General features: G+C 60.7%; 28 protein-coding genes. 8 read left to right on the plus strand and 20 right to left on the minus strand.

Going from position 1 to position 21481, the window contains the following annotated elements; all coding sequences use genetic code 11:
- The first annotated feature begins 279 nt into the window (after positions 1 to 279).
- Entirely contained in the window at positions 280 to 804 is a 525-nt protein-coding gene (locus DQ230_RS17100) for a hypothetical protein (protein ID WP_162497414.1), read from the plus strand.
- Between the two features lie 142 nt (positions 805 to 946).
- On the opposite strand, the gene DQ230_RS09950 is transcribed toward DQ230_RS17100, so the two are convergent.
- The 9 genes from DQ230_RS09950 to DQ230_RS09990 form a co-directional block, all read right to left on the minus strand.
- Complete coding sequence (locus tag DQ230_RS09950; RefSeq protein WP_113912449.1) at positions 947 to 1243, minus strand: 50S ribosomal protein L23; 297 nt, start codon at positions 1241 to 1243, stop codon at positions 947 to 949.
- A complete protein-coding gene (rplD, locus tag DQ230_RS09955) occupies positions 1240 to 1857 on the minus strand; it encodes a 50S ribosomal protein L4 (RefSeq protein WP_113912450.1) in 618 nt (205 codons plus the stop codon). Before rplD ends, DQ230_RS09950 begins: the two co-directional genes overlap by 4 nt.
- A complete protein-coding gene (gene rplC, locus DQ230_RS09960; RefSeq protein WP_113912451.1) occupies positions 1854 to 2738 on the minus strand; it encodes a 50S ribosomal protein L3 in 885 nt (294 codons plus the stop codon). Before rplC ends, rplD begins: the two co-directional genes overlap by 4 nt.
- 14 nt (positions 2739 to 2752) lie before the next feature.
- Positions 2753 to 3061: a 30S ribosomal protein S10 gene (gene rpsJ / locus DQ230_RS09965; RefSeq protein WP_113912452.1), complete on the minus strand. Its 309-nt coding sequence runs from the start codon at positions 3059 to 3061 to the stop codon at positions 2753 to 2755.
- Between the two features lie 116 nt (positions 3062 to 3177).
- Entirely contained in the window at positions 3178 to 4353 is a 1176-nt protein-coding gene (gene tuf, locus DQ230_RS09970; RefSeq protein ID WP_113912453.1) for an elongation factor Tu, read from the minus strand.
- A gap of 88 nt (positions 4354 to 4441) precedes the next feature.
- Complete coding sequence (gene fusA / locus DQ230_RS09975) at positions 4442 to 6565, minus strand: elongation factor G (protein WP_113912454.1); 2124 nt, start codon at positions 6563 to 6565, stop codon at positions 4442 to 4444.
- 26 nt (positions 6566 to 6591) lie between these two features.
- Entirely contained in the window at positions 6592 to 7062 is a 471-nt protein-coding gene (gene rpsG / locus DQ230_RS09980; RefSeq protein ID WP_113912455.1) for a 30S ribosomal protein S7, read from the minus strand.
- Positions 7063 to 7074: 12 nt separating this feature from the next.
- Positions 7075 to 7446, minus strand: a complete 372-nt coding sequence (rpsL, locus tag DQ230_RS09985; protein ID WP_076532270.1) for a 30S ribosomal protein S12 — start codon at positions 7444 to 7446, stop codon at positions 7075 to 7077.
- A 274-nt stretch (positions 7447 to 7720) separates the two neighbouring features.
- A complete protein-coding gene (locus DQ230_RS09990) occupies positions 7721 to 8062 on the minus strand; it encodes a VOC family protein (RefSeq protein ID WP_203228044.1) in 342 nt (113 codons plus the stop codon).
- A gap of 113 nt (positions 8063 to 8175) precedes the next feature.
- Here DQ230_RS09990 and DQ230_RS09995 point away from each other — a divergent pair, with 113 nt between their 5' ends.
- Together DQ230_RS09995 and DQ230_RS10000 are read left to right on the plus strand one after the other, a co-directional pair.
- The gene (locus tag DQ230_RS09995) at positions 8176 to 9012 is read left to right on the plus strand and encodes a putative rhamnosyl transferase (protein WP_238987487.1); all 837 of its coding nucleotides are present in this window, start codon (positions 8176 to 8178) and stop codon (positions 9010 to 9012) included.
- The gene (locus DQ230_RS10000) at positions 9003 to 9827 is read left to right on the plus strand and encodes a putative rhamnosyl transferase (protein WP_113912456.1); all 825 of its coding nucleotides are present in this window, start codon (positions 9003 to 9005) and stop codon (positions 9825 to 9827) included. Before DQ230_RS09995 ends, DQ230_RS10000 begins: the two co-directional genes overlap by 10 nt.
- Here DQ230_RS10000 and DQ230_RS10005 read toward each other — a convergent pair.
- On the minus strand, positions 9760 to 10662 hold the full coding sequence (locus tag DQ230_RS10005; protein ID WP_113912457.1) for a DMT family transporter: 903 nt from the start codon (positions 10660 to 10662) through the stop codon (positions 9760 to 9762). The two genes, DQ230_RS10000 and DQ230_RS10005, sit on opposite strands and share 68 nt — an antisense overlap.
- 220 nt (positions 10663 to 10882) lie before the next feature.
- Between DQ230_RS10005 and dps the strand changes: the two genes are divergently transcribed.
- Positions 10883 to 11371, plus strand: a complete 489-nt coding sequence (gene dps / locus DQ230_RS10010; RefSeq protein WP_113912458.1) for a DNA starvation/stationary phase protection protein Dps — start codon at positions 10883 to 10885, stop codon at positions 11369 to 11371.
- Between the two features lie 152 nt (positions 11372 to 11523).
- On the opposite strand, the gene DQ230_RS10015 is transcribed toward dps, so the two are convergent.
- Positions 11524 to 12276: a ZIP family metal transporter gene (locus DQ230_RS10015; protein WP_113912459.1), complete on the minus strand. Its 753-nt coding sequence runs from the start codon at positions 12274 to 12276 to the stop codon at positions 11524 to 11526.
- Between the two features lie 89 nt (positions 12277 to 12365).
- Between DQ230_RS10015 and hemN the strand changes: the two genes are divergently transcribed.
- Positions 12366 to 13721 carry an oxygen-independent coproporphyrinogen III oxidase gene (gene hemN, locus DQ230_RS10020; RefSeq protein WP_113912460.1) on the plus strand — a complete coding sequence of 452 codons (1356 nt, stop codon included), beginning with the start codon at positions 12366 to 12368 and terminating at the stop codon, positions 13719 to 13721.
- Between the two features lie 75 nt (positions 13722 to 13796).
- On the opposite strand, the gene DQ230_RS10025 is transcribed toward hemN, so the two are convergent.
- From DQ230_RS10025 to DQ230_RS10040, 4 genes are read right to left on the minus strand one after another with little or no spacing between them, the layout of a single operon-like run.
- Positions 13797 to 14054: a DUF6522 family protein gene (locus tag DQ230_RS10025; RefSeq protein ID WP_113912461.1), complete on the minus strand. Its 258-nt coding sequence runs from the start codon at positions 14052 to 14054 to the stop codon at positions 13797 to 13799.
- Positions 14055 to 14075: 21 nt separating this feature from the next.
- Positions 14076 to 15842 carry a sensor histidine kinase gene (locus tag DQ230_RS10030; RefSeq protein ID WP_162497415.1) on the minus strand — a complete coding sequence of 589 codons (1767 nt, stop codon included), beginning with the start codon at positions 15840 to 15842 and terminating at the stop codon, positions 14076 to 14078.
- A gap of 11 nt (positions 15843 to 15853) precedes the next feature.
- Positions 15854 to 16435, minus strand: coding sequence for an RNA polymerase sigma factor (locus DQ230_RS10035; protein ID WP_113912463.1), 582 nt, complete (start codon positions 16433 to 16435; stop codon positions 15854 to 15856).
- A complete protein-coding gene (locus DQ230_RS10040; RefSeq protein WP_162497416.1) occupies positions 16432 to 16611 on the minus strand; it encodes a NepR family anti-sigma factor in 180 nt (59 codons plus the stop codon). Before DQ230_RS10040 ends, DQ230_RS10035 begins: the two co-directional genes overlap by 4 nt.
- Before the next feature lie 140 nt (positions 16612 to 16751).
- Between DQ230_RS10040 and DQ230_RS10045 the strand changes: the two genes are divergently transcribed.
- Positions 16752 to 17582 (plus strand): response regulator, encoded by an 831-nt coding sequence (locus DQ230_RS10045; RefSeq protein WP_113912464.1) that lies wholly within the window; start codon positions 16752 to 16754, stop codon positions 17580 to 17582.
- Between the two features lie 103 nt (positions 17583 to 17685).
- Here the strand turns inward: DQ230_RS10045 and DQ230_RS10050 are convergent, their stop codons facing one another.
- Positions 17686 to 17856, minus strand: a complete 171-nt coding sequence (locus DQ230_RS10050; RefSeq protein WP_113912465.1) for a DUF1328 domain-containing protein — start codon at positions 17854 to 17856, stop codon at positions 17686 to 17688.
- 178 nt (positions 17857 to 18034) lie between these two features.
- Here DQ230_RS10050 and DQ230_RS10055 point away from each other — a divergent pair, with 178 nt between their 5' ends.
- Together DQ230_RS10055 and DQ230_RS10060 are read left to right on the plus strand one after the other, a co-directional pair.
- Positions 18035 to 18355: an ElaB/YgaM/YqjD family protein gene (locus tag DQ230_RS10055; RefSeq protein ID WP_113912466.1), complete on the plus strand. Its 321-nt coding sequence runs from the start codon at positions 18035 to 18037 to the stop codon at positions 18353 to 18355.
- A gap of 8 nt (positions 18356 to 18363) precedes the next feature.
- Positions 18364 to 18738 carry a phage holin family protein gene (locus DQ230_RS10060; RefSeq protein WP_113912467.1) on the plus strand — a complete coding sequence of 125 codons (375 nt, stop codon included), beginning with the start codon at positions 18364 to 18366 and terminating at the stop codon, positions 18736 to 18738.
- 16 nt (positions 18739 to 18754) lie between these two features.
- On the opposite strand, the gene DQ230_RS10065 is transcribed toward DQ230_RS10060, so the two are convergent.
- The 4 genes from DQ230_RS10065 to DQ230_RS10080 all read right to left on the minus strand — a co-directional run bounded on the left by DQ230_RS10065 (position 18755) and on the right by DQ230_RS10080 (position 21481).
- Positions 18755 to 19630: a YihY/virulence factor BrkB family protein gene (locus tag DQ230_RS10065; RefSeq protein WP_238987488.1), complete on the minus strand. Its 876-nt coding sequence runs from the start codon at positions 19628 to 19630 to the stop codon at positions 18755 to 18757.
- A gap of 68 nt (positions 19631 to 19698) precedes the next feature.
- A complete protein-coding gene (locus DQ230_RS10070; RefSeq protein ID WP_113912469.1) occupies positions 19699 to 19890 on the minus strand; it encodes a PLDc N-terminal domain-containing protein in 192 nt (63 codons plus the stop codon).
- 85 nt (positions 19891 to 19975) lie between these two features.
- Positions 19976 to 20542: a hypothetical protein gene (locus DQ230_RS10075; RefSeq protein WP_162497417.1), complete on the minus strand. Its 567-nt coding sequence runs from the start codon at positions 20540 to 20542 to the stop codon at positions 19976 to 19978.
- A gap of 69 nt (positions 20543 to 20611) precedes the next feature.
- Positions 20612 to 21481, minus strand: a complete 870-nt coding sequence (locus DQ230_RS10080; RefSeq protein WP_113912471.1) for a sulfotransferase domain-containing protein — start codon at positions 21479 to 21481, stop codon at positions 20612 to 20614.

The following is a 21481-nucleotide window of genomic DNA, read 5'->3' on the forward strand; positions in this document are numbered from 1 at the left end:
GCTCTTCTCCATGGTTGGTTTGCAACTCCATGGAATACCAGAATGGGCAGCCCCTGCTGGGGCGCGCCCCAGCAGGGGCTCATGACCCCCACCTCGAGCGAATTTCCAGACGTCAGGTTACAGTACCTAAAATTTCGTTTATGCAGAGCATTGCTTTCTCAACGATCTGAGCCCATCACATTCAAGCGTTCAATATAGATGACTTCTTCTTAACCTGCATTTTTGTCAAGATGACGCCACGCAGAAAGCGAACGAACCTAGGGTGTAGGATTAAATTTAATGTTAACAACAGAAGACTACAGAGTTCAAATCTTAGCAGAATTTTCGAATAGGTTTTTGGCCAACCACAATTCTTTGGCGGATGCATACGCACTCATCTGGGCAATAGATGTCTACTCTTCTCTGGCATGGTTTGAGACAGGTCGTAAAGGAGAGGAATCGAAGTTCAAGGACAAAATCGAAGCGCACTGCGAAGCTTTCGGAATTGTTCGAAGTGCGTCGAATGCAATCAAACACATTGATAGAAATTTCAACAATGTCATCGTAAAATCTCTGGGGGATATCACAAGCGGCTCGGGGCCGAGCTTTCACGCATACTTCGCCAATCACGGACATTCGGAACCGAGCATAGCAATCACTATGAACTGGAATTTCGATCCAGAAGCGAAAGTTTATAAAGATGGCGACGGCAAAATAATATCGGCGCCCAAAAGCGGTTGGAAAACCCAGTATCTAGTAAATCTATATCGTCCAGCAATTGACGGAATTGAATCGACGTTGTCAAAGCCTGACACCATACGCTAAACTGATCTGCATAACTTGCTTACTGCGCGTTCTGCGAAAGCACTCGGATTGGAGCGCTTGCGCAAGAAAATGCATATTAGCTGATGAAAAAAAACCCGGCCACTACAGCCGGGGTTTTCAAATCTTCAAGCCAACTCAGACCTCAGAGACCGGTGGTCACGTCGATCGTGTTGCCTTCTTCGAGCGTGACATATGCTTTCTTGACGTCGTTCCGGCGGCCCATCTGGCCGCGGAAGCGCTTGGCCTTGCCCTTGGTGATGGTCGTGTTGACAGCCTTCACCTTGACACCAAAGAGCGCCTCGACGGCCTCCTTGATCTGGGGCTTGTTGCTGGCAATCGCCACCTCAAAGACCACTGCGCCATTTTCGGACGCCATGGTGGCCTTCTCGGTCACAACGGGCTTGCGGATCACATCGTAATGTTCGGGTTTCGCGCTCATTTGAAACGTGCCTCCAGTGCTTCGACACCCGCCTTGGTGATCACCAGGGTGTCACGCTTGAGGATGTCATAGACGTTTGCGCCCATCGTCGGCAGGACGTCCAGACCTTCGATGTTGCGGGCAGCCTTGGCGAAGTCTGCGTTCACTTCGGCGCCGTCGATGATCAGTGCGCGCTTCCAACCCAGATCCTTGACCTGCTTGGCCAGGGTGCCGGTCTTGGTGACGCCCGAGATATCCTCGATGATCACCAGCTCGCCTGCGCGCGCCTTGGCGCTCAGGGCGTGCTTGAGACCCAGCGCGCGGACCTTCTTGGGCAGATCATGCGCGTGGCTGCGCACGACCGGGCCCTTGTAGATGCCGCCGCCGCGAAAGATCGGAGCCGAACGCGCGCCGTGGCGTGCGCCGCCGGTGCCCTTCTGACGATAGATCTTCTTGGTCGAATACTTGACCTCGGAGCGGGTTTTCACCTTGTGCGTACCGGCCTGCGCCTTGTTACGCTGCCAGCGGACGACGCGGTGCAGGATGTCGGCACGGGGGTCCAGGTCGAAGATGTCTTCGCCCAGATCGACCGAGCCGGCGGTGCTGCCGTCCAGTTTGATCATGTCGAGTTTCATGCTTCATCATCCTTCTTGGTCTCGTCCAGAGTCTCGCTCTGGTCGCCAGCCTCGGCTGCGTCTGCCGCGATCTGTGCCTCGGCCTCCTGCTCGGCTGCGGCTTCCTCGGCGGCCTGCGCCTCGGCTGCGGCTGCTGCGGCTTCTGCCTCGGCTGCGGCTGCTGCTGCGGCTGCCTCTTCGGCGGCTTTTGCGGCGGCTTCGGCGTCAGACTTCAGCGCGGCGGGCATGATGGCGTTCTCGGGGAACGGCTTTTTCACCGCATCCTTGATCGTCACCCAGCCACCCTTGGAGCCGGGAACAGCACCCTTGACCATGATCAGGCCGCGATCCGCGTCCGTCTTGATCACTTGCAGGTTCTGCGTGGTGATACGGGCCGCGCCCATATGACCGGCCATTTTCTTGCCCTTGAAGACCTTGCCCGGATCCTGGCACTGACCGGTGGAGCCGTGCGAGCGGTGCGAGATCGAAACACCGTGGGTCATTTCCAGACCCTTGAAGTTGTGACGCTTCATGGCACCGGCAAAACCCTTACCGATCGAGGTGCCGCAGACGTCCACGAACTGCCCCTCGAAATAATGGTTGGCAGTGATTTCCTCGCCCACGGCGATCATGTTCTCAGGCGCCACGCGGAACTCCGCGATCTTGCGCTTGGGCTCCACGTTTGCCGCGGCGAAGTGGCCGCGCATGGCCTGCGATGTCCGCTTGGCCTTGGCCGAGCCTGCGCCCAGCTGAACAGCGGAATAGCCGTGCGTGTCGGCCGTGCGCTGTGCGACGACCTGAAGTTTGTCCAGTTGAAGAACGGTCACAGGAACCTGTTTGCCGTCTTCCATGAAAAGACGGGTCATGCCCATCTTCTTTGCGATAACGCCAGAGCGCAACATAATCAGTGCCCCCCTTAGACCGAAATCTGAACGTCGACGCCGGCAGCGAGGTCGAGCTTCATCAGCGCGTCCACGGTCTGCGGAGTCGGATCAACGATATCCAGCAGGCGTTTATGCGTGCGGATTTCCCATTGATCGCGGGATTTCTTGTTCACGTGGGGACCACGCAGAACGGTGAATTTTTCAATCTTGTTCGGCAGCGGAATCGGACCACGGACGGCAGCGCCCGTGCGTTTCGCGGTGTTGACGATTTCCTGCGTGCTGGCATCCAGTACGCGGTAATCGAACGCCTTCAGCCGAATGCGAATGTTCTGGCTTGACATGTATTTAGCCTTTCGCGGCATTGGAGTTGATAGGAGGGAGACTGGACCATCCAGCCTCCCTCGTCGAACCCTTGGGGCGGACTATGCAGCCCGCCCGGAGTACTCGTTCCGAAGTCTTATTCGGTGATCTTGGAGACGACGCCGGCGCCGACAGTACGGCCACCTTCACGAATGGCGAAGCGCAGGCCCTCTTCCATCGCGATGGGGGCGATCAGCTCGACACCAAAGCGCAGGTTGTCGCCCGGCATGACCATTTCTGTGCCCTCGGGCAGCATGACGGTGCCTGTGACGTCTGTTGTCCGGAAGTAGAACTGCGGACGGTAGTTGGCAAAGAACGGCGTGTGACGGCCACCCTCTTCCTTGTTCAGGATATAGGCTTCGGCCTCGAACTTGGTGTGCGGCGTAACCGACTTCGGCTTGCACAGAACCTGACCGCGCTCGACGCCTTCACGGTCGATACCGCGCAGCAGCGCACCGATGTTGTCGCCTGCCTCACCGCGGTCCAGCAGCTTGCGGAACATTTCGACGCCTGTGCAGGTCGTCTTCTTGGTGTCGCGCAGGCCGACGATTTCGATTTCGTCGCCAACGTTGATGACGCCACGCTCGACACGGCCGGTCACAACCGTACCGCGACCGGAGATCGAGAAGACACCTTCGACGGGCATCAGGAAGGGCTGGTCAACGGCGCGTGCAGGGGTCGGGATGTACTCGTCGACGGCGGCCATCAGCTTCTTGATGGACTCTTCGCCAATCTCAGGGTCCGTACCGTTCATAGCGGCCAGAGCGGAGCCGGGGATGACAGGAATGTCGTCGCCAGGATACTCGTAGCTGCTCAGCAGCTCGCGGATTTCCATTTCGACCAGTTCCAGCAGTTCCTCGTCGTCAACCTGGTCAACCTTGTTCATGTAGACGACCATGTAGGGAATACCCACCTGGCGGCCCAGCAGAATGTGCTCGCGCGTCTGGGGCATCGGGCCGTCAGCGGCGTTCACAACCAGGATCGCGCCGTCCATCTGGGCAGCACCGGTGATCATGTTCTTGACGTAGTCGGCGTGGCCGGGGCAGTCAACGTGTGCGTAGTGACGCGTCTCGGTCTCATACTCGACGTGGCTGGTCGAGATGGTGATGCCGCGTGCCTTTTCTTCGGGTGCGCCGTCAATCGCGTCATACGCCTTGAAGTCGCCGAAGTATTTCGTGATGGCAGCCGTCAGCGTGGTCTTGCCGTGGTCAACGTGACCGATGGTCCCGATGTTCACGTGCGGTTTGCTGCGGTCAAACTTTTCCTTGCCCATGATATGGCTCCTCTTTTTTCAAGTCAGGTGGCGGGCGTCATGCCCACCCTACAGGTTGGGTAGGGCGGGGTTGCCCCCGCCACCCGGTTTAAGCGTATTTCGCCTGGATCTCTTCCGAGATGTTGCTCGGCACAGGTTCGTAATGCGAGAACTGCATTGTGAACTGTGCCCGGCCCGACGACATGGACCGCAGGGTGTTGATGTAACCGAACATGTTGGCCAGCGGAACCTTGCAGTCGATCGCAATGGCATTGCCGCGATTTTCCTGGCCCGAAATCTGACCCCGGCGCGAGGTCAGATCGCCGATGATGCCGCCCGTGTAATCTTCGGGCGTGATGACCTCGACCTTCATGATCGGCTCCAGCAGCTTGGCGCCGGCCTTGCGCAAACCTTCGCGCATCCCCATGCGGGCAGCGATTTCAAACGCCATTACGCTGGAGTCCACATCGTGGAACTTGCCGTCGATCAGGGCCACCTTGAAGTCGATGACCGGGAAGCCGGCCAGCGGGCCGCTGTCCATCACCGAGCGAATGCCCTTTTCGACGCCAGGAATATATTCCTTGGGCACCGCGCCACCGACGATACGGCTCTCGAAGGAGAAACCCTCACCCGCTTCTGTTGGCGAAATGACCAGCTTGACCTCGGCGAACTGACCCGAACCACCCGACTGTTTCTTGTGGGTGTAGGTATGTTCGACCTCGTGACCGATCGTCTCGCGGTAGGCCACCTGAGGCGCACCGATGTTGGCATCAACCTTGAATTCACGGCGCAGACGATCCACCAGAATGTCGAGGTGAAGCTCACCCATGCCCTTCATGATCGTCTGACCAGATTCCTGATCGGTTTCCACGCGGAACGACGGATCCTCTGCAGCCAGACGCGCAAGCCCTGCCGACATCTTTTCCTGGTCGCCCTTGGTCTTGGGCTCGACCGCGATTTCGATCACCGGATCGGGGAAGGTCATCGTTTCCAGAACGACCTGATCCTTGACGTCCGACAGCGTGTCGCCGGTTGTCGTATCCTTCAGGCCCGCCAGTGCGATGATGTCGCCGGCGAATGCCTCTTCGATCTCCTCGCGCTGGATCGAGTGCATCATCATCATACGGCCGATGCGCTCTTTCTTGCCCTTGGTGGTGTTCTGGACGGTATCACCCTTCTTGACGACACCCGAGTAGATGCGGGTGAAAGTCAGCGAGCCGACAAACGGGTCGTTCATGATCTTGAACGCAAGGCCGGAGAACGGCATGCTGTCATCCGCGCGGCGCGCGATGTTACGTGTCTCGGTTTCGTCATCGGGGGCAAAGCCCATGTAATCGACCACGTCCAGCGGGCTGGGCAGATAGTCGACAACCGCGTTCAGCAGCGGCTGAACACCCTTGTTCTTGAACGCAGAACCGCAAAGGATCGGAACGAAAGTCAGCGACAGCGTGCCCTTGCGGATCAGTTTGCGCAGGGTTGCCTCATCAGGCTCGACGCCTTCAAGGTACTGCTCCATCGCGTCGTCGTCCATTTCGACGGCGCACTCGATCAGGTGTGCGCGCCACTCATCCGCGGTGTCCTGCAGGCTTTCGCGGATCGGGCCGCGTGTCCAGTTCGCGCCCAGATCCTCGCCCTTCCAGACCCACTCTTCCATGGTGACCAGATCAACAATACCCTCAAGGTCGTTCTCGGAGCCGATCGGGATCTGGATCGGTGCGGGCGTGGCGCCTGTCCGGTCCTTGATCATCTTGACGCAGTTGAAGAAATCCGCGCCGATCTTGTCCATCTTGTTGACGAACACGACCCGCGGAACCTTGTACCGGTCAGCCTGGCGCCAGACGGTTTCAGTTTGAGGCTCGACACCGGCGTTGGCATCCAGCACTGCAACGGCACCGTCAAGCACGGCCAGCGAACGCTCGACTTCGATGGTGAAGTCGACGTGGCCGGGCGTGTCGATGATGTTCATCCGGTACTTGGTTTCGGATGTGCCTTCCTTGGTCGGATCGTTCTGGCGCTGCCAGAAGGTGGTGGTCGCAGCCGAAGTGATCGTGATGCCACGCTCCTGCTCCTGCTCCATCCAATCCATCGTGCCGGCCCCGTCATGGGTTTCGCCCATCACGTGGTTCTTGCCTGTATAGAACAGGATCCGCTCGCTGCAGGTGGTCTTGCCTGCATCGATATGGGCCATGATGCCGAAGTTACGGTAGCGTTCTAGAGCGTAGTCGCGTGCCATGGGGCTGCTTCCTCAGAGTATCTGTTTTACCAACGGTAATGGCTGAAGGCTTTGTTGGCTTCGGCCATCTTGTGAGTGTCTTCACGCTTTTTCACGGCGCTGCCGCGGCTGTTGACCGCATCCAGAAGCTCGCCTGCAAGGCGCTCTTCCATCGTGTGTTCGTTGCGCGCGCGGCTGGCTTTGATCAGCCAGCGAATCGCCAGCGCCTCGCGCCGCTCGGGGCGGACTTCGACGGGGACCTGATACGTTGCACCACCAACGCGGCGCGAACGCACCTCAACGGAGGGCTTGATCAGGTCCAGCGCCTCGTGGAACACCTCGATCGGCGCGCGCTTGATCTTGTCCTCGACGCGGGTCATCGCGTTGTAGACGATACGCTCGGCGGCAGATTTCTTGCCATCGATCATAAGGTTGTTCATGAATTTTGTCAGAACCCGGTCACCATACTTGGCATCGGGCAGAACTTCGCGCTTTTCGGCGGCGTGACGACGGGACATCTGTTAATCCTCTTACTTCGGGCGCTTGGCGCCATATTTCGAACGGCGCTGCTTACGATCTTTGACGCCTTGAGTGTCCAGAACGCCGCGCAAAATGTGGTACCGCACACCGGGAAGGTCTTTGACACGACCCCCGCGGATCAGAACAACAGAGTGTTCCTGCAAGTTATGGCTCTCACCCGGAATATAGCTGATGACTTCAAAGCCGTTGGTCAGACGCACCTTGGCGACTTTCCGCATGGCCGAGTTCGGCTTTTTGGGAGTGGTGGTGTAAACGCGTGTGCAGACGCCGCGCTTTTGCGGGCAACCCTGCAAATGCTGCGACTTCTGCGCTCTTACTTTTGGCTGCCGCGGCTTGCGGATCAACTGTTGGATCGTTGGCATTCCGGTTCTTTCCCCGTCTCTCAACACATGTGTGTGCACAGGTCTTACCTGTGCGGTTAATCCATGCCCGCTGCGCGTCCGCAATAGGCAACAACCGCGACCCGTACCCTTGATGGTGCGGACGCGGCGAGTTTCCAGAGGATCGGGACGGCGGGCGTCCGGATCTTGACCACTTCAGTTCTGATATCGGCAGACGGGGCGACCCCCAAGCCGGATGAGGGGCGTATAGGGGGAGTCGGAAGGCTTGTCAACAGCGGCTCGGGGCACTGGCAAGTCACGTTTCCCCCTTGCTCCACACGGCCATATGCGTGCCGTCCGGTGTGCGAAATTCAAACCGCCGCCCGCCCGGAAAATCGAAGATGCCGCGCGTTACATCGGCTCCGGCGCGGCGCACCCGCGCCAGGGCGGCGTCAAGGTCATCCGCCCTCAGCACGATCAATGGCGCAGCGGCCTTTGCCCGTTCGATCCCGCCGCCGATTCCCGCGCCCTGGATGTCGCGATAGTCCGGCCCGTATTCGACGAAATCCCAACCGAAGGCCGCGCCAAAGAATGCCTGTTCCCGCTCCAGATCAGGCGCGTAGAATTCAACATAGTCCAGTGTCAGCTGATCGGTCATACCCGTCCCCTTCTCACGCGCCGTGCCACAGATCTGCCGCTGGGGCGCCTTGTCTTGGCTGTGATCGGCTGGCATGGTCGCGGTAACGCACCAAAGGCAGGATTGCACGGGCAATGGACGATTCCAAGATGCAGGTCATCGGCCTTTGCCGGTTTTCCTACCCCGCGCTTGGCGGTTTCCAGGTCGAACATGACACCCCCGAGGCGCGTGCGGCGTTCCTTTATGATCCGGTGCGGATGGAGGAACGCTTTGCCACGTTCCAGTCCCTCACCCTGCCCCCGCTGCTGGCGCAAACCGACCCCGACTTTACGCTTGCCATCGTTGTGGGCGACGCGATGCCGGAGGCGTTGCTGATGCGCCTGCTGGATCTGGTGCAGGACATGCCGCAAGCCATCGTGATACCCCGCGCGCCCGGACGTCACCGGCAAGTGATGTGCGAGGTCATCAACCATGTGCGCGAGGACCGGCCGCTGCCATCGCTGCAATTTCGCATGGATGACGACGATGCGGTATCCGTAACCTTCGTGCAGCGTCTGCGCGAGGCGGCGGGCGATCTGGGCGCGATGCTGCGCAAACACCGCTATATCGGGATTGATTTCAATCAGGGCCATATCGCCCGCATCGGGCCCGAGGGCATCCACGCGAAACCCACGGTTGAAACCCTGTGGACGCCCGCGCTGGGAATGGCGGTGGCACAGGGCGCGTCGCGCGGGATCATGAATTTCAGCCACGCCAAGCTGGGCCGGGTCATGCCCGTTGTCACCCTGCCGGGTGAGGATATGTATATTCGCGGCCATAACCAGTTTAACGATTCGCGGCAGAAGGACGGCATCAAACCCGTGCGCCTGCCCCTGCTGGATGCACCGGGCGAGGCCGCGTTTCGCCAGACATATAACATCGACGCGGACGCGGTCCGCCGCCTATACAGTCAGGACAGCCCATGCGCGTGATTGGCGTCTGCCGTTTCTCCTACCCCGCCCTTGGCGGGTTCAAGCGGATGCATGACAGCGTGGCCGAGCGTGAGGCATATCTGTATGCCCCGGCCCGCATGGCCCTGCGCTTTGCCCATTTCGAGGCGCTGACCCTGCCCTCGATCCGCGCGCAGACGGACCCTGATTTCACCTTTCTCATCATCATCGGTGAAAACATGCCCGCGCCGTGGCTGCAAAAGCTGCGCGACCTGTGCGATCCCGTGCCGCAGATCAAGATCGTGCCGCGCGCCCCGTTGAAGCACCGGCTGGCCCTGCAACTGGCCATTCAGGACGAACTGGGCGAAGCGCGCCCCGAAAGCCTGCAATTTCGCCTGGATGACGATGACGCTGTCGGCGTCGATTTTGTCGAGCAGATCCGCTCGGTCGCGCGCCGCACCGGGCGGCTGCGACGGCGCGAGCCGCGCACGGCGATTGAATTCAACACCGGCTATTCCGCCACCCTGTCGGCGGATGGCATCATTGCCGAGGATGTCATCAGCTCGTTCTGGGCCTGCGGGCTGGCGGTACATTTTGCCGAAGGCGACGCGCGCACAATCATGAATTACGGCCATCACAAGCTGCATCATGAAATGCCGTCGATCATCCACCCGCGTCCGCCGATGTATATCCGCGCCAAACACAGCGACAATGACAGCGCCGCCAAATTCCGCCCGCGCAAGCTGAAGCCACTGAGCGACGCGCAGGCACGCATTTTCGAGGACCGCTTCAACGTGCGCGAAGAACAGGTGCGGGCCGTCTTTTCCGCCCTAGACGCGCCTCGCGGTACAATGTGAACAGACCGCTTCCCACCACGATCCCCGCGCCCACCAGCACGATGGGCGCAGGCCAGTCACCGAACGCCAGCCAGCCCAGCACCAGCGCCCACAAAATCGCGGTATAGCGGAACGGCGCGGTAAAGCTGATATCGCCCACGCGCACCACCATGATCGACGTCAGGTATCCCGCCACGATCAGCGTAGCGGCGCCCACGATCGTCAGCCAGTCGGCGCGATCCAGCGGCACCCACTCACCGCCCAGCGCGCCCAGTCCAAAGGCGCTCATCACGGTGATCGACGTGGCGAATGTGACCAGCATCGACGATGTCTCGCGGCTGAGACTGCGGGTCGCCAGATCGCGCAGCGTCAGGCAGCCTACGGCGGCCAATCCGTACAGCGCATAGACATTGAACCCCTCGGCCCCCGGCCGCACGATCAGCATCACGCCGACAAATCCCACCAAAATCGCGCCCAACCGCGGCAGCCCGATCTTTTCGCGAAACACGACCGCCGCCGTCAGCGTGATCGCCAGCGGCAGCGCCTGAAGCAGTGACGTCACGTTCGCAAGCGGCATGTGGTACAGCGCCGTCAGGAAAAAATACGTACCCGCCACCTCGCCCACCACGCGCAGGAAAATGGCGCCGGTATCGCGGCGCGACACACGTTTGGAAAATGCGCCCATGCGCCATGCGATCACCGCGACCGCCGCGCTGGTCAGACACCCCCGCAAGAAGATCACCTGAAACAGCGGCACATGCCCCGACAGCGACTTCATCAGCGTGTCGTTCAGGGTATAGGCCGCCATAGAGGCCATCATCAGCAGCGCCCCGATGGTATTTTCCGACAGTTTCATGCCTGCATTTGCGCAGCGACTTTCCATTTGGGCAAGGACAATTAATTTCGGCGCCCGCGCGGGCCTTTGTCATGGAGAAAAAAGAGGCCCAAGCCGGACCGCGGGCAAAGAAAGTCAGGCGCAGAACGGAACCAATTCCCCGCTAGCGCGTAGAGATGTCAGACACAGCAGGCAGGGCCATGGCCCTGCCTGCGGCGTGATACATTAGAAAGGACACCCAATGACCGAGAAGTTCACAGATTACCTGAGCGATAACGCGCGCGAAGCGTCCATCAATCATCTGAATGTCTCGCTTGCCACCGGCATCCAGCTGCAACTGGCGCTGAAGCAGGCGCATTGGAACATCAAGGGCCCCAGCTTTATCGGCATTCACGAGCTGCTGGACGAGGTGCGCGCCCGCATGGACGAGCATGTTGACGTCATCGCGGAGCGGATCGTCATCCTTGGCGGCACTGCCGATGGCACGCTGGAAGGTGTGGAAAAGAATGGCAAGCTTGATGCCTATCCTCGTGACGCCGTGCATCAGGACACGCATATCGACGAGCTGAAAAAGCGTATGGTTCAGTTCGTATCGCACGTCCACGAAGGCCTCAAGGAGGTCGGCGATGCAGGTGACGAAGAAACAGCAGACCTCTACACCGCCGTCAGCCGGACGGTTAGCAAAGACGCGTGGTTCATCGGCGCGCACCACACCAGCGCCACGAAATAAACCACTTCGGTTTGGTAATGAGTTTGTCGGGGTCACGTAAGTGACCTCGATACGTGGTTCTTGTGCAGTCGCCGACAGATCGGCGGCTGCACTATTTGTTTCAACAGCGTCTTCACCATTGTTTCGATCGGCAACCTGCCTCGCCCTCTGCGTCAAAGCAGATGGGTCGCCGCGAATGCCAGCAAAAATCCGACCGCTGCAATCGGCCCGGACAGCGCGTGGATTTCATCAAACGCCTCGGGGATCATCGTGTCGATCAGCATGACAAAGATCGCCCCGGCCGCAAACGCGGTGGCCCCCGCGATCCAGAATGCGTCCAGCGTGCCGATCACCATATAGCCCACAAACGCCGCGCAGCTACAGGCCAGCGTGATGCCGATCCAGATGCGGAAGATATAGGCGGCGGATTTGCCCGCCCGCCGCATGCCGATCGTGCTGGACAGCCCCTCGGGGATGTTTGAAATCACGATTGCCAGCAGCGTGACCAGCGCCACCCCCTCCCCGTCCAGCAGCGATATGCCAATCGCCGCGCTTTCGGGAATGCCATCCAGCAGCGAGCCAATGGCGATGGCCAGAGACGCAGAAACGCTGGCGGCGGGCGCGCGGGCAGACACCTTGCGCTCGCGCGCGCCGGAATGGGCCAGCACCGCATTGGCCAGCGCATAGAGCGCCGCGCCGCCCGTAAAACCGGCCACCGCAGCGCCAGTGCCGCCAATGCTGAATGCCTCATCCATCAGGTCGAACGCCAGCGCCGAGATCAGCACACCGATGCCGAACGCCATGATGGACGACGCCAGCACCGCGGGCAGACGCAGGAAATACCCCGCACATGCCCCGACCAGCAACGCGCCGCCGGCGACCAACCCCCACAGGGCGGCCTGCACTCCCAGCGGGATCAACTCCATTAACGCCCCCTTCACATGCCTCGTGCATATTCGCGGGTAGTTTGATCTGGCACAAGGTCCGCCGCGCGCCCCCATGCGAAAGGAGTGGCATGACACATCTGGACACACTCCGCGCACTGGGCCTGTTTGATGCCCGCGTGCCCCGCTATACCTCGTATCCGACGGCGCCGGCCTTCTCCCCCGCCGTCGGCAGCACGTTTCAGGCCGAGGCACTGGCCGCACTGGACCCAGGCGAGCCGGTATCGGTCTACCTGCACATCCCGTTCTGCGAACGGCTCTGCTGGTTCTGTGCCTGCCGCACGCAAGGCACCACAACGCTCAGTCCGGTCGAAAGCTATATCGGAACGCTTGAGGCCGAATTGGCGCTGGTGGCAAAAACCATCCCCGAGGGGTTGCGCATGGGACGCCTGCACTGGGGCGGCGGCACGCCGACCATCCTGCCCCCGCATCTGATCCATCGCCTTGCGCGCGCGGTCAAGGCGGCGATCCCGCCGGCGGATAACTGGGAATTCTCGGTCGAGATTGATCCGACCATGGTGGACCGCGCCAAGATTGACGCGCTGGCCGCCGAGGGCATGAACCGCGCCAGCATCGGCATTCAGGATTTCGATCCCGAAGTGCAGGCCGCGATCGGCCGGGCGCAGCCCTTTGACGTCACCCAAGCCTGCGTGGATGATCTGCGCGCTGCGGGCATCACGTCGCTGAACTGCGATCTGGTGTACGGCCTGCCGCACCAAAGCGAGGCGCGCATCGCAGACACTGTCGCCAAGGTGCTGGCGCTGAAGCCTGAGCGCATCGCGCTGTTTGGCTACGCCCATGTGCCGTGGGTCGCCAAGCGGCAAAAGCTGATTGACGAGGCCGCCCTGCCGGATGACATGGCCCGCCACCGCCTGTCCGAGCTGGCCGCCGCGCAATTCTGCGCTGCCGGGTTCGAAGCCATCGGTATTGACCACTTTGCCCGCCCCGGCGACGAATTGGCGCTGGCCAAGGACGAGGGGCGCCTGCGACGCAATTTCCAAGGGTACACCGCCGACAGCTGCGCCACACTGATCGGGCTGGGGGCCTCCTCCATCTCGCGTCTGCCGGATGGATATGTCCAGAACGCCGCCGCGACCGCCGCCTATATCCAGCGGATTGAGGCCGGGCAGCTGGCCGGGGCGCGCGGCCACGTGATGAGCGCGGACGATCTGATGCGGGCCGATGCGATCGAAATGCTGATGTGCGAATTCAGCATTGACCGCGTGGCCCTGCGCAAACGCCATGGCGAAGTTGCCGCCGGTCTGGACGCAGATCTGGCCCGGATCGTCGCGCGGTTTGGCGATCTGGTGCAGATGGACGACAAGGCGCTGAAGCTTGAGATCCCCGGACGGCCCCTGACGCGCATTGTGGCCAGCGCCCTGGACGCGCATATGCCCGAAGGGGTAAGGTTCAGCCGCGCATCCTGACGCCGCTATCTGTCTATATCCACTGAAAAGGGCGGCGTGATGCCGCCCTGTTTCGTTTCGCGGATGTCTCGCGCTCTAACCGCTGCGGCGGGTGGTATTGCGAAGCGTTTTCAACACAGTGCCATCGTCAGCGCAGGTCAGCCGCACGCGACGATCCCCGTGCCAGAACGTCATCCGAAACGTGCCTGCATCCTCGCCAGTGCCCGTCTCGAACTGGCTGGTAATTTCTCCGGCGCGCATCGCCTCCGCGACCTCGGCGGCGGGCAGGTCCAGCAGGGATCCCAGATCGGCGGCGTCGATTACCGCGCTGTCGCCGTCACGTGTCACCTTCATTGTAGCCTCCCGAATCTGGCGTCAGACGCGCGGTGTGTGCTGGTCCGGCTCAAATGCCTGAACCTTGAAGCGGACGCTCATCGTGTACCATCCGCCCTCTTCGTGATTGCTCAGCAGGCGGCCATCCAGCTGTGCGCAGAACGCTTGTATCAGCTTCAGGCCCAGCCCCTGATCCGTTTCGGTCCGCACGCCGGGACTGACGGTGTTGGCAATCTCGAACATCACCATGTCCGTCATGTCGGGATCGGGACGCAGCGTCACCCGGATCGCCCGGCGCCCATCCACCCCGACGCTACCGTATTTCAGCGCATTGGTGAACCCTTCGGCAGCCAGCATGGCCAGCGGCCCGGCCTGATCGGGCACCAGAACCACCTGTTCCAGATCGACATTCACATCCAGCGGTTCGGACACGCCGCCACCCAGGGTTGTCAGCTGGCGCAGCAGATCGTTTAGCAGCGTATCCACCCGCACCTGACTGACCATAGGCGTTTCATACAGGCCGCGGTGAACAGCGGCGAGGCTGGTCAGCCGGTCCTGCACCTTGCGCAGCGCGTTGCGCGTGTCCTGCGTCGGCGCCGTGCGTGCCTGCATGCTGAGGATCGACGACATAAGTTGCAGGTTGTTCTTGACCCGGTGATGCACTTCCTTGATCAGCACGTCACGCTCGTGAACGGTGTTTTCCAGGTCGGCCTCGTCGCGGATGACCTTTTGCGCCATGATCGAAAACGTCTCGCCAATCTCGCGCAACTCGCTGGGGGCGGTGTCCAGCGCATCACTGCGGAACACGCGGCGGCCTTCGGCAAAGTCGCGCATCTGCCGGCCCAGGATACGCACCGGGCGGATCACCTGAAGCCGGATCGCGACCAGCGCCACAACCAGACTGATCAGCCACATCAGCAGCGGGAACAGCAACGTCAGCGTTGCAAACGCCCGGTCGCGCACCAACGGACGGGCCGGGTTCCAGCTCCCCAGCGCATAGGCCTTGCCTTCGATAATGGGAACAACGGCAAACTCGCGCAGCGCGCCGCTGCGCGTCTTTTCTGTGAAAAGCTGTTTACCACCGCCAACGAGGTCAATCAGCGATGTCTCCGCCGGTAGGAATGCATCCATCTGATCGGCGGGGCGATCTGACGTCAGAACCTGGCCGGTGTGGTTGAACGTCACAAGGACCGCGTCCTCTGACATACGGTCGGCACGGCGCTGCGCAACCAGATCTTCGGTCAACACCGACAGGTTGACCAGCCCCTTGAAGACGCCTTGCTCGTTGAAAACCGGCTGCTGAACGATCACGACCGGCTTGCCGCTTGCCCCGCCGGATTCGTTGAAGCTGATGGTGAACGTGCCGCGCTGCATGGCCGACTGAAGGCTTTCGATCTCACTGAAATCGTAGGACTTGCCAAAATTGTTGCACTGCGACCGACGCTCGCTGTCGACAAAGCCAAGGAAGACGACCTGATCGTTTCGCGAACTGGAGTAGCGCATCAGATCCGCGCAAACCGCATCCGTCGGCCCCAGCACAACCAGCGCATCGGCCAAGCCACGCGTGATGCCATGGGCGCTCTGGATCGCTTCACGCTCGGGCTGCGCCAGGCGCGAGGTCTGCGCGCTCAGGCTCGCGCGATAGGTGTCGCGTGCAGCATCGACAGCCCGCTGCGTCTGGGCGACGGCGATAATTCCCAACGGCAACAGCGCAAGCGTCAACAGCAGCGCGACACGCGGCAAAAGCGCATTGCGCCGCCTAAGCGACTGCCATCCCTGCTCGGGAATGGCCGCTCTTTCAGGACGCACGCTGTCCATGGTCACATTGCGCCCGAGTTCCGACTGATAACTGCGATTGTGGCCTGATCTGTCAGCTCCATCGCCTCGTCCTCGTGCATGTGCAACAGCTCGGCCAGACGTTTGCGGCCCCGGTTGGCACGGCTCTTGACGGTGCCGACAGCGCAATCGCACATTTTGGCCGCTTCCTCATAGGCAAAGCCTTGGGCGCCAACCAGAATGAGCGCCTCCCGCTGTTCGGCTGGCAGCTGCTCGAACGCACGGCGGAAATCTGTCAGCGCCAGATGCCCGTCATGGGCCGGCTTGACCGACATCCGTTCGGTCATTGCGCCATCCACATCGGCAACCTCGCGCTTTGCCTTGCGACGTTCGGAGTAAAATGTGTTGCGCAGGATCGTGAACAACCACGCACGCATGTTGGTGCCGACGGTGAATTTATCTATATTCGTCCACGCTTTGACAACTGTGTCCTGCACCAGATCATCCGCGCGTGCCATATCGCGGGTCAGCGACAGGGCGAACGCACGCATGGGCTTGAGATGCGTGATGATTTCATCACGGGGGTCCAGCGGGGGGCCGCTGTCATCAAGTTTTTTCTGTATCATTTTCGGCTGTCCTGCTCACGCAACTGGCGGAGCAGATCCTCGAACCTGTCCGGCACGCTGTCATCCAGCATGTCGTCATAGACACGCCTGAGGTTTTCATCAATCTGGTCGCGCTTTGGCTGCACTTGCGGCGTTTTACCGCTGTTTGCGCCCCCATCACTCTTGCCTGTGGTCATCACGTCTGCCAATCCATACTTAGTCGCCTTAAAATCCACCGTGAAGATGTCTTTTCTTTGCCGTCGTCGGAACCAAACGCAGCCACCAGTGGTTAGTTCCCGACATAACCCGAAATATATCGAACGAATACGGAGCAACAATGGGTACTTCTGACACACAGCCGGATTTCTCTCAGCAGATTGCGCACCATCTGCCCTATCTGCGCAGATATGCCCGCGCCCTCACCGGCAGCCAGTCCAGTGGTGACGCATTTGCGACCGCCACGCTGGAAGCGATCTTGATGGACCGCGATGCCTACGCCCATGACCCTTCACCGCGTGTCGCGCTGTTCCGTGCCTTCCGACTGGTCTGGCAGAGCGCCGGCGCCCCCGATACCGGCGATGAGGGTGCACAGATCGGCCGCAACCTGGAAACCGCGGCGCAGGATCACATGCGCCTGCTGACACCGGACACGCGGCAGGCCTTGCTCTTGAATTCGATCGAGGAATTCACCCCGCAAGAGATAGGCGCGATCATGGATATCAGCGCCACTGACGCCGAGGACCTGATTGCAGCCGCCAGAAAAGACATCGAAAACAGCATGGCAGGTGATGTTCTGGTGATCGAGGATGAGGCGATCATCGCGATGGACCTGCACAGCATCGTCACGTCGATGGGCCACAACGTCACCGGCATTGGCCGCACGCGTGACGCCGCGATCGAGCTTGGGCTTCAGAAGACGCCAGACCTTATTCTGGCCGACATTCAGCTGGCCGATAACTCCAGCGGAATTGACGCGGTCAAGGCGCTACTGGATCAGATTGGCGAAATGCCGGTCATTTTCATCACCGCCTTCCCCGAGCGCCTGCTGACCGGGGACAAGCCCGAACCCGCCTTTGTCATCGCCAAGCCATATACCGAGGATCAGGTACGCTCGGCCGTCAGTCAGGCAATGTTCTTTTCCTCAACCGAAACACTCAAGACAGCGTAAGCTGCCTGTGCCTAAATCCAGATTTAAGAAGCCGCCGACATATTGATCGGCGGCTTTTTCTTTGGGTGTGTCGGCTCACCTGTGATGAGAAGCTGTGCTTTGCTCAGCGGCCCCGCCCCTGGATTGCCCGCGCGACAAGGGCGACTATGAACAAGACGACGAAGATGAAAAACAGGATCTGCGCGATACCGGCAGACGCCGACGCGATTCCGCCAAAGCCAAAAACAGCAGCGACAAGCGCGACAATGAAAAAAACGATGGCCCAGTACAGCATCTTGATCTCCCTCAATGTTATTTCAGTATTGGTACGTGGTAGAGTTCGTGGATTGTCTGCTATCGAAACGTCTATCGTCGCGGCCCAGTTCCGGCGTACACCTAAATGTCAGCTGGAACCTTTGGCGACCTTGCGCGTTAAGCGGATTGATTGAACTCAACGATTCAGGAGCCCGAACATGGCACAGAACAAAGTTACCACCCCCGACAGCGACGATTTGAACGCACAGATCGCAACTCTGCGCCAGGATATCGGGGCCATCACAGAAACGCTTGGGCAGATGGCCAAGGCGCAGCGCGACAGCATGACCGATGCGGCCCAGAGGAAGTTTGATCAAGCGCGCGAACGCGGCGCAGATGCGGTATCGGCGGCACAGGCGCAGGCGAACGCGCTGAACGCGCAAGCGCACGATTTCGTGCAGGAAAAGCCGGCGCTGTCACTTGGAATGGCCGCTGCGCTTGGCTTTGTCGTCGGCATCTTGTCCACATCGCGTCGCTGATCTCTCAGATGGGCCTTGTATCCGCGATAAAGGATCGCTCGGCGCGCGCTGTAAGGCGTGCGCTGATTATTGTCGTTGGCGGCATTTTCATTGCCATCGGGGTCGGTTTTCTGACCTCGGCGGCATGGATCACGCTTGAAGACGTGTATTCGTCCATTGCGGCGTCGTTGATCATCGCAGGGGTCTATCTGGGGATTGGCTTGATCGCGTTGGGCGTTGCCTCATCATCTGGTAAACAGGATGCGGAACCCGCGCCGCGCACCCCCCTGAACGATCCGGCGACACCGCCGCAGCCCGGCGCCCTTCCGCCCCTGGCCGAAGCGTTCATCATCGGCCTGAACGCCGCCTATGCGGCGCGCGGACGCGGCCCGGCGATCAAGTGAGTGACCGCGCCTTGCGCTAATCGGCGAAGGGCGGGTCACGTGTCATATTATCCGCAACAAACGCGCCCCGCTGGCCCATGGGTTTGGCGGGGCCGCGGGTGGTATCCTGGCGCTGTTGCAACTCAAGCTCGGCATTCAAAGCGGCGCCAAGCAGGCACACGAACGCCGTCAGATAAAACCACAGCAGCAACACGACAACCGCACCGAGCGAGCCGTAAATCTTGTTATAATTCCCGAAATTTTGCAGATAAAGGGTGAAGGCCCACGTTGCCAGCGCCCACAAAACGGTGGCCGCAATCGCGCCGGGTGTGATCCAGCCTGCACGCGCAATGCCGCGCCTGTTGGGCGCGTAGCGATACAGAAAACCCAGCGCCAGCAACACTGTTCCAATGGCGAACGTCCATCGCAGCGACTCGGCGAGCAGCGTTGCCAGAAATCCCAGTGGAAGGAAGCTGAGCATAATCGGCGCGATAACCAACGCGGCGAAACAGGCCAGCGCAAGGCATATCATGATGGCCGTCAACCCAAAGGCGAGCAATATGTGTCGAAATCCACCGCGATTGCGCTCGCCATAGACCGCATTCAGGCCGACAATCAGCGCGCCCAGCCCGGCCCGCGACGACCACAGTGCAACAGCGATCGACACCAGCCCGGCCCAGCCCAGCGTAATCGCGTCGGCCTTGACCAGCTCAAGAATCCGGGCGGTCAAAAGTTCGGCCACCTCATCCGGCAAAAGCCGAGTAAATTCCGACACCTGCCCGATAATCAGCGCCGGATCGGCCACAAACCCCCAAAGCGCAATCAGCGCGGCAATAGACGGGAACGTGGCAACAATTCCATAAAAGCCAATGCCGGCAGCGATCAGGTTCAGGTTCTTTTCGCCGATCAGCACCCACACACCTTTGAGTGCAGGCCACAGACCGGTGGGCAAGCGGACGCCGCTCCGCCTGCCTTGCGACATCAGCCGCGCCCCCGGTCGGCACGCGGGCCAAAGATCAGCCACAGGATGAAGCCAAGGATCGGCAGCAGCAGAACCAGAACGATCCACAGCACCTTTTTGCCGCCCGACGCCCGCGATCCGAAGATCGAGACAATAGCCCAGACATCGCAGATCAGAACGATCAGGCCGCCAACATTTGTAATATCAATCATGGCTCTTTCCTTCGATTTTGGCCCCTATCCGGGCATAGATGACCACATTCTGGCCCAAGAGCGCGCGTGGTTTGTTCCGCAATCCTCATCCATCGGCCGCGCGCGATGCGCTGGGATTATCCCATGGCTTGGGGTCCGACGGGTGCGCGCTTGGTCCGCCGGGGCGGAACCAGATGATAATGCCGCCGCCGTCCAGGTCACCGTCCAGCTCGTTCCGAACGATCTGGCGCGGCAGATGAATGCTCAGCGCGCGTGCATCGTCGCCCGCCCGCCATGGCCGGTCCGTGGTGATGCAATTCGCCTCCAGCCCCGCGTAAGAGGTCGCAGGCGCCACCTTGCGCAAGAATCCAAGACCCTGCGCCACCGCCTCGCCGTTGAGGGACACGCCGCCACTGTCCAGAACTTTGGGGCCGGAATTGCGCGTCATGACCGACTGACGGTCACTTTCGGCCCAGACGCCGCATATCCCGGTACGCCCGCCGATGTTGCGCGCATCCACCGCCACCGTCAGCCCGCCGGGCGAGGTAAAAGTGCCGCCCGCCAGCGTGGGCGCCGGGCCAAGGACGGCCTGACCCGCAGGCACATTGGGCGAACATGCCACCAGTCCGGCCAACAGCGCCGCAGCTGCGAGAGGTGTCAAAACTGTTTTCATCTGAGCCATCCTGGACTGTCCTGTCATCAACATAGTGGCGCGGCGCGCCATATCCACCCGCGTTGCGCCTCAGCTGCCGGCGGCGAATGCCTCGGTCTCGCGTAGCATTTCGGGGTAGTATTTCTCAAGCGTTGGCAGAAATTCCGCCCGAATACGGCCCACCTGCGCGGGCGTCAGGTCCGTTTTCCAGACGCCCGCCTGCCCCTTGGCGAAAAAGCTGGTCATGCCCTCGGGGCGCTCGTTAAAGCCCAGCTCGCGCTCTTGCTTTTGCATGTTTGCAAAGGTGGTGGCCTTGACCGCGCGGGCCAGCTTGGCCGCGTCCACCTTCTGGCCCAGAAACACCTCCAGAAGGCCGCGCACCTCCTTGCCGGGTTTGCTCAGCAGATCCTCGTAGCGAATGACGCGGCGCTTCAGGCCCGGCGCGTTGGTCCAGGACCAGATATGATCATCCCAGCGCCCCATCACGTCAAAAATCCCGTTTGCCGTCCCCATCACGGTGTCGGGGTTCAGCATCCGGTCGATGGCGGTGTCGATATCCGCCGACTGATGGCGGGCAAAGCTGGGCGCCAGATCGAAGGGATTGCGCACCAGATAAATCGCACCTGCGGTCACTTCGGGCGGAATCACATCCTGCCCGCCAATCACGATCGTCTGGCAATGCGTCTTGACGAAATGATGGTTGGGCCGCGATTGCGCGATCAGGCGCAGCGCCTGCGGGCGCACACGCATCCAGTCGGCCATATCGGTGCCCTTGTAGGGGCTGCCATTGGCCGCGTCATAAAAATCCTGCCGCACGTCGGCGGTGGTGAAATTGCGCAGATTGTTGATGTCGGGCGCCTGCCCCGGCGGCATGAAGTAATGCGCCAGCAGGCTGCGCATCCATGTATTGCCGGACTTCGGATAGGAGGCGATCCAGATGATGCGTTTCAGGTTGCTCAT

Origin of the sequence: Roseovarius dicentrarchi (assembly GCF_003316635.1) — a bacterium.
GTDB lineage: Bacteria > Pseudomonadota > Alphaproteobacteria > Rhodobacterales > Rhodobacteraceae > Roseovarius > Roseovarius dicentrarchi.